This is a genomic window from Bacillus sp. CGMCC 1.16541 (genome assembly GCF_003184905.1).
Classification (GTDB): Bacteria; Bacillota; Bacilli; order Bacillales; family Bacillaceae_H; genus Priestia.
In genome coordinates, this window is record NZ_QFRU01000028.1 from 57,342 (window position 1) to 64,213 (window position 6,872).

The window sequence follows — 6,872 nt, forward strand, 5'->3', positions numbered from 1 at the left end:
ATTCACCACCTTCACAGGTTATCTTTACTCTCTATCATATTCTATTTAATAAGAAAGGAAAAGAGCTTACTCAAATAAACGCACGGTCGTGAACGTTGATTCTTTTGCTTACACGTTTTAAATAACGGATTGTTGCGCTAATTCTTTCCCAACTTTCACCATGCTCATTACGAGTTTCTCAACATGTTCCACTGTATGTTGCGCTGTTAAACAAATACGAATGCGACTTTTACCTTCCGGAACGGTCGGAGGGCGAATAGCAGGAGCAAAGATACCCTCATCTTGTAAGCGTTTTGAAAAAGAAAGAGCGCAATCAGCATCACCTATCAGAACAGGAACAATTGGCGTGATGTCTCCCATTACATGAAATCCAGCTCCTTTTAATCGTGTGCGCAGTTGAGCTGATAATTGCAGCAAATGTTCACGACGCATTTGACCTTCTTCACTTTCAATGATGTCAATGCTTTTTAATGTGGCAGCAACAACAGCTGGTGACAGTGCCGTTTGAAAGATAAACGACCTTGATGTGTTTCGTAACAAATCAATCAGTGATTGCGAACCTACCACATATCCTCCTTCTGTCCCTACTCCTTTACTAAGAGTCCCAATATATACATGAGGGGTCATTCCGAGGTAATCACATGTTCCACTACCATTTGGCCCTAATACTCCTGTTCCATGCGCATCATCGACAATGAGAGCTGCATCGTAATGGTCAGCTAGTCGTTTTAATTCGACCAGTGGTGCGATATTGCCATCCATACTAAACACCGCATCCGTGACAATAAAGCGGCGCTGGTAGTGACGAGCTTGCTGAAGACGTTTTTCAAGGTCTGACAAATCAACGTGAGCATAAATACTTTTTTCTGCTCGACTTAAGCGACAACCATCAATAATGCTTGCATGATTTAGTTCATCACTTAAAATGAGATCTCCTTGTTGAGCAAGACTTGATAGTACACCAATATTGGCTAAGTAACCACTGGAATAAACAATCGCTGCTTCTGCTCGTTTAAACGTAGCTAGTCGATGTTCAAGCTGTTCATGAATCGACGTATTTCCTGTAATAAGTCTTGAACCACTACTTCCTACTCCATATGTACGCATTCCATCTGTGGCCGCGTCAATGAGCCGATTGTCCGATGCAAGTCCGAGGTAATTATTTGATGCACAAACAAGCGTTTCCGTTCCGTTCATCATGGTCAATGCCTTTGGTGATGATTCCATCGTTCGTAACGTTCGATATAAATCTTTTTCCTTTATTTCTGTCAATTTTTCATCCATCCACCTAGTATCCATTTAATCTCTTTAATCTCCCCTTTGTTTCGTTACATATGATTATACCTAACATTCTGAAAAAAGAATACTCATTCATAAAAGAGCCATACTAGCATTGTCTTACCTTTCAGCTCTTTTTTGTCTCTACTTTTTATCATTTTTTGGAATAAAGAACAAAAAATCAGGCAAAATATGGATAACCTACTCTATACAAGGTCCAGTTCATTTTAGCGATTTGCTATTTTATATTTCATATGCTATACTCAAGTTAATTATTTTTGTTCGGTGTAACATGGATAGACAAGAAATATCTTTAATTAGAAATTTTTATCTTGAAATAGTATGTTTGGGCAAGGGTAGTAATACAATGTGGAATAATTCCACAACAGGAGGACATGTAACATGGCACAAGGTACAGTAAAATGGTTTAATGCAGACAAAGGTTTCGGTTTCATCGAAGTTGAAGGCGGAGAAGATGTATTCGTACATTTCAGCGCAATCCAAGGTGAAGGATTCAAATCTTTAGAAGAAGGTCAAAAAGTATCATTTGACATCGAACAAGGTCAACGCGGACCTCAAGCTGCTAACGTTGTAAAAGCATAATTCAACAAGTAGTGAAAAAGACTCTCTCGTAGAGTCTTTTTTTATTATATAGTTAAAATAGCAACTAATAATGTGTTTTTTGACGTATACTACCAATAATGAAGGGTACCGACACCATTTAAGGACGGACAACAACTTCTATGACTAGAAGGGTGGTGACTTATCGTGAAAAATCGAGATAAAAATCGAAAGAAACGACGCGATTCACTAAAAGACTACCTAAAGAACAAACTAAAGAACTGGCAACCTAAAACAACAAAAGGTCCTGTATCAAACGTCAAAACATCCGCATAATGAAAAGCCTCGGAATGAATCCGAGGCTCTTTTGTATTTAATGAATAAATCGATTCTTTGATAATTCCCATTCTAAATCAAACAATAGTTGATCTACATCAATGATGGCAGTGTCTAACCCATTCCAGAAAACAGATGATAATACCCCTTCTTTTTTCATTTTTAATAAGATATCGTCCATGAACTGCGTGAGTGAAATTGAAATGACTTTACAATCATTCATATCTTCTTCTAAGCAGCTTTGTGCAGACTCCTTAAAGGGCCATACAGGTATCACCTTTTTATTTTCTTCATCTCCAGCCATCATAATTTGATTGTTACCATCTAGTACGAGCCATACTTCTTGAGACTTCGTCACCCGCTGAATGAAATAATCATAACGAGCATTCGCAGGAGCCATTACAAATTGCTGAAATTCATTTTGTTCCAACATCTTGTACCCTCCTTCGCTATGAAGATGATTTTTTTAAATTGTTAGTTTATTATATCTATCTTATGAAAAAATGTGTACCTTTATTGTCCTTTTTCTAAAAAATGTACGACATCCCCCCTTATTTTACACTTCATTCCCTATTTATAAGGAAAGAAAACAACTGGATGCCTGTATGAAACAAAAAGAACATCACAAACTAAAACATACTCTCTCTGAACATTGGAGGAAAAACAATGACAGCTCATGAATCTATTCGACTTACCTCAGCCGAAATGACAGCACTTTGGAGCAATTACATAAACGATTCACTCGGTAAATGTGTGCTCACTTACTTTCTTCAACACGTTGAAGACGAAGACGTGAAGCCAATTATTGAATATGCACTCGAACTATCAAATGAACACCTTCATGCCATTACGACCATTTTCAAATCTGAAAACTTCCCTTTACCAAAAGGATTTACAGATGACGATATAAATGTAAAAGCGCCTCGATTGTATTCAGATATGTTTTATTTACAATATTTAAGAGGCATGAGCACAATGGGGTTAACAACATATAGTGCAAGTTTGAGTTTAATGGCTCGAACAGATATCGTGTCTTACCTCAATCAATGTGTATCTTCGTCGATGGAATTAATGAATAAAACAAGAGAAGTGTTACTCCAAAAAGGTGTCTATATCCGACCTCCTTACATGTCGTATCCAAAAAAAGTGACATTCGTTCATAATAAAAGCTTTTACGGAGGATTGTTAAAATCAAAGCGCACTTTAACAGGAATTGAAATTACACACCTTTTTTTAAATGCGGAAAACAATGCGTTAGGTCGTGCTTTATTAACAGGTTTTGCCCAAGTAGCAAAATCAAAACGAATGCGCGAATACTTTTACCGTGGAACTGACATTTCGAGAAAACATATTGATGTATTTAGCAAATTGTTATTAGATTCACATTTACCTGCTCCAATGACATGGGATTCTGATGTAATGAACTCAAAAGTCGCTCCTTTTTCAGATAAATTAATGCTGTTTCATACAACTGCCTTAAACGCAGCAGGTACCGGTAATTACGGCTTAGCAACAGCCGCAAGTCCAAGAGCGGATATTGCCACCACCTACGCAAGACTTCAGCTTGAAATCGGTTCGTATGCCAAAGATGGAGCTGATATGATGATTGAAAAAGGCTGGATGGAAGCTCCTCCACAAGCAGATGACCGCAAAAAAATTGCAGGTGTATAAAAAAGGCAGACCATGATGGTAACGAGTTCCGATACAGGGTACAAAAAGGTAAATCATATTAAGTTTTCAGAGTGAATTCGCATAAGAATTCACTCTTTTATTTTTGTTGATATATCAATATTGTTCCTGCTTTTATCATCATTTCTCTTGAAAATACACATCGCTTTTCTTGAGAGTGACGATACTTGTTGTTCAGTGAGATTATTTGTGTGAAAATAGTTGTGAAATGGGGGAGGTAACAATGGATTTCATTTTAGGAGGGTATTACATCATTACTCCTGTTGTAAGACCTGATTTTACGGATAAAGAAATAATTCCAGATGTCATATTATCAGTTAGTGAGTGTATTTGTGACTTTCACTCTGAAACAACTTTATTATGGGGTAAGTCAAATGAAGCAAAAATTAAATACGCTCAACAATTAAATATTTCTCAGGTCACCTATAATGAAATAGAAAAATGGGGAGAAGATAAACTTAAAGAAGGGATTTTGGGATTTCCACAGGTATTTAACGATAGAATAAGCTAAGGAATTCCAAACTAAATTTCTTTGCCATTTATCAGATACTAAAATTATTGGGATTGGATTACCTGAAGCGTATGTCGAAGAATTTATAGAGTATGAAGAGTCTCAAAACAAACTAGAAGAAAACCAATACAGCATTGAAACATTGTTATTACGCAGAATCCCCATCGAAGAAAAGGGTTCAAAAATGATGGGCTACGAAGTCCTTGGGTTTGAGTACGGAACATTTCACTCATATTTATGTAATGGCTTAGAAAAAGATTTCAATGAACATTTTAACCAAAATGGATTTATACCTTCTCTTGAAGATGCTTCTCGCTATTGTGATTATAGTAATGATGATAACTTAGGCACTGAACCTGTTTTATGGCTTCCTTGGGCAATATTCGAATACATTAAATAAAAAGCATTGAAATCTGTCACTTCACTTCCAATGCTTTTTTGTATGTGATTATTACTGTAATTCCATAGAAGAAATCACATGTGAATTGGTACGATTTTTCCTATGCTTGCATCTCAAAACGGAACCCATTACCATAAATGGATGCCTTTTTGCAACTTTGTTCTCATTTTACTTTTGGATCTCTTTTTTTATAAGGATCTCTTTAGATAGATCAGTCGATGTATCTTGAATGGAACGAGTATATATTCCTCGTGTGATGGCAAAAAAAGCGAGAAAAATAAATAAACAAATAAATATAATGGCTATGATAATCACCTCTTACTATGATATACGAAGAGTGGTGGTAAAAAGTTTCATTTTTTTTTCGATAAAGTTAGAATGATAAATAGTATAATTTTCTCATATCATCAATCCAGCAATCCCGTACAAAATGGATGCAATATAAAAAAGACTACCGATTGTCAAAAAATCGACTAGATAACCGGCTAAGATAATGGCAACTGACGTCCAAACCGATATATAGAAATGATAGCTTCCTACTGTTTTACCAACATGTTTAACGTCCACTCCACGTGATAAAACGGTTTTTTCAGTTTTTTTTTGCAACGCTCCCAAAACTCCCATGCATATGAAGTAATAATATACGGTCACCGAATTGATCACTCCATCGACCGATTAATGGGTGTGCAAAAGCAGCCGTCAACGCAAATAGCCCGTACACCCATCCGAACTGTGAATAGCTATCACCTACATTTCGAATCAAAAGTAAATAAAACGGAAAAACGACACTACTAGCTGAAAGCATCATACTTTGGGCTCGTAAAAAATAAGGAAGAGCTAAATCAAATCTTCGACCGTTACTATCGTGGAACAAGCACCGGTGAATCACATAAAGGCTCTGGCCGCGGGATGGCGATTGCGAAAGACATTGTTCAAAGTCATGGCGGTAACATTGAAATTAACAGTTAAATTGGTATTTTAACAACCATTCAATTAACCGCTGTTTCATCCTCTTTTTATATTGACGAAAGAGAAAAATGGAATTAAAATAAAACCTATAAGCTGAAAGCGCTACACATCTTATAAATAAGGGGCTATGGTATAATGGGATTACGCTTGACTGGCAGTCAAGTAATGCGAGTTCGATTCTCGCTAGCTCCATCTTTCAAGTATGAAAAAGAGGCTAGGACATAATTGTTTCAGTAGATAAGATATCCGAACTATTTTGAGTTATATACTCCTAGTAGTTCGGATATTTTTGTTAATTGGAAAAACAAGTTTAAAACAATAGTGGAATGGAGCGTAGGACACTCGACTCCTGTGGAAAACATAGCGAAGGAAGCTTTGTATCTTTCTTTCGACCTAAAACAACCTTTCTCTTTGTCGATACGAAGAAGGAATAACGAACCATAATGTCGAAATACATAATATTCCACTTCAGAGAGAAAGAGGTAGTCACACGATGAAGAAAATACTATTGATTGCCATAACTGTATGTATCATTGGAGGAGCATCTGGTTATTTCGGCTACAAAGCCTACACAAAACCAACTGTTTCAATAAAAGAAGTGTCAGCTAATTCAGATGGCACAGGCACTCTTCTTGAAATTAAAGAAATAAGTAAACAACCGGTTGAAGATGAATTACCAATGGAAATGACGGAAGAACAAATTCAAAACACAATTCATGCGATGAGTCATCAAAAAGTCAAAGCAAAAGACAAATGGGGCTTCATCCCCTTAACCGATGAGCGCATTAACCGCTTACTTGATATTGTAAAAGAAAATGAAGAAACCTATAAAGATAGCGATATATACATAGCAATCCTCACGAGATGGAAAGCACATGATTTCTCAAGAATTGATAAAGACCACAACAGCATTTGGAAGATCCAAAAAGGAAACATCGGTAAAGCGAAAGGGATCTTAAGTTTGGACGAGGAAAAAGCGTTTATTCGGGAGCATTTTGAAGTGGAGTGATAAGCGTGTCTTTTAACCGACCTTAACTGAATGAAACATGAAAAACCCATGTGGAGTTTATGGGGACTGACCCCATAAAGTGAGACAAATAAAAAACACCTTTAAGTTGAAAACTGGGT

General features: G+C 36.6%; 8 protein-coding genes, 1 tRNA gene and 2 pseudogenes. 8 read left to right on the forward strand and 3 right to left on the reverse strand.

From position 1 onward, the window contains the following. Window positions 1-117 precede the first annotated feature (117 nt). Window positions 118-1,284 carry an 8-amino-7-oxononanoate synthase gene (gene bioF, locus DIS06_RS18095; RefSeq protein ID WP_239422142.1) on the reverse strand — a complete coding sequence of 389 codons (1,167 nt, stop codon included), beginning with the start codon at window positions 1,282-1,284 and terminating at the stop codon, window positions 118-120. Window positions 1,285-1,680: 396 nt separating this feature from the next. On the opposite strand from bioF, the gene DIS06_RS18100 reads away from it, so the two are divergent. Then, a complete protein-coding gene (locus tag DIS06_RS18100) occupies window positions 1,681-1,881 on the forward strand; it encodes a cold-shock protein (protein ID WP_110114637.1) in 201 nt (66 codons plus the stop codon). Window positions 1,882-2,046: 165 nt separating this feature from the next. Further along, window positions 2,047-2,175, forward strand: coding sequence for a hypothetical protein (locus tag DIS06_RS20825; protein WP_275425446.1), 129 nt, complete (start codon window positions 2,047-2,049; stop codon window positions 2,173-2,175). Window positions 2,176-2,212: 37 nt separating this feature from the next. On the opposite strand, the gene DIS06_RS18105 is transcribed toward DIS06_RS20825, so the two are convergent. Beyond that, window positions 2,213-2,608, reverse strand: a complete 396-nt coding sequence (locus tag DIS06_RS18105; protein ID WP_110114638.1) for a DUF2750 domain-containing protein — start codon at window positions 2,606-2,608, stop codon at window positions 2,213-2,215. 233 nt (window positions 2,609-2,841) lie between these two features. On the opposite strand from DIS06_RS18105, the gene DIS06_RS18110 reads away from it, so the two are divergent. From DIS06_RS18110 to DIS06_RS18120, 3 genes are all read left to right on the forward strand, one after another. After that, window positions 2,842-3,846, forward strand: coding sequence for a DUF3231 family protein (locus DIS06_RS18110; RefSeq protein WP_110114639.1), 1,005 nt, complete (start codon window positions 2,842-2,844; stop codon window positions 3,844-3,846). Between the two features lie 241 nt (window positions 3,847-4,087). Next, window positions 4,088-4,375 carry a hypothetical protein gene (locus DIS06_RS18115; protein ID WP_110114640.1) on the forward strand — a complete coding sequence of 96 codons (288 nt, stop codon included), beginning with the start codon at window positions 4,088-4,090 and terminating at the stop codon, window positions 4,373-4,375. Window positions 4,376-4,562: 187 nt separating this feature from the next. After that, on the forward strand, window positions 4,563-4,775 hold the full coding sequence (locus DIS06_RS18120; protein ID WP_110114641.1) for a hypothetical protein: 213 nt from the start codon (window positions 4,563-4,565) through the stop codon (window positions 4,773-4,775). 399 nt (window positions 4,776-5,174) lie between these two features. On the opposite strand, the pseudogene DIS06_RS18125 reads toward DIS06_RS18120, so the two are convergent. Further along, a pseudogene (locus DIS06_RS18125) lies at window positions 5,175-5,583 on the reverse strand (MFS transporter). Window positions 5,584-5,603: 20 nt separating this feature from the next. Here DIS06_RS18125 and DIS06_RS18130 point away from each other — a divergent pair. The 3 genes and pseudogenes from DIS06_RS18130 to DIS06_RS18140 form a co-directional block, all read left to right on the forward strand. Next, window positions 5,604-5,744, forward strand: a pseudogene (locus DIS06_RS18130) (ATP-binding protein); the annotation flags it as partial. 121 nt (window positions 5,745-5,865) lie between these two features. Further along, a tRNA-Ala gene (locus tag DIS06_RS18135) sits at window positions 5,866-5,936 on the forward strand. A 301-nt stretch (window positions 5,937-6,237) separates the two neighbouring features. Further along, the gene (locus DIS06_RS18140; protein WP_110114642.1) at window positions 6,238-6,753 is read left to right on the forward strand and encodes a DUF6241 domain-containing protein; all 516 of its coding nucleotides are present in this window, start codon (window positions 6,238-6,240) and stop codon (window positions 6,751-6,753) included. Window positions 6,754-6,872: the final 119 nt, after the last annotated feature.

Excerpts from the sequence above, each read along its gene's own strand:
- bioF (WP_239422142.1), bottom strand. The coding sequence starts at position 1,284 with ATGGATGAAAAATTGACAGAAATAAAGGAAAAAGATTTATATCGAACG.
- DIS06_RS18140 (WP_110114642.1), top strand. The coding sequence starts at position 6,238 with ATGAAGAAAATACTATTGATTGCCATAACTGTATGTATCATTGGAGGA.
- DIS06_RS18110 (WP_110114639.1), top strand. The coding sequence starts at position 2,842 with ATGACAGCTCATGAATCTATTCGACTTACCTCAGCCGAAATGACAGCA.
- DIS06_RS18120 (WP_110114641.1), top strand. The coding sequence starts at position 4,563 with ATGGGCTACGAAGTCCTTGGGTTTGAGTACGGAACATTTCACTCATAT.
- DIS06_RS18100 (WP_110114637.1), top strand. The coding sequence starts at position 1,681 with ATGGCACAAGGTACAGTAAAATGGTTTAATGCAGACAAAGGTTTCGGT.
- DIS06_RS18105 (WP_110114638.1), bottom strand. The coding sequence starts at position 2,608 with ATGTTGGAACAAAATGAATTTCAGCAATTTGTAATGGCTCCTGCGAAT.
- DIS06_RS18115 (WP_110114640.1), top strand. The coding sequence starts at position 4,088 with ATGGATTTCATTTTAGGAGGGTATTACATCATTACTCCTGTTGTAAGA.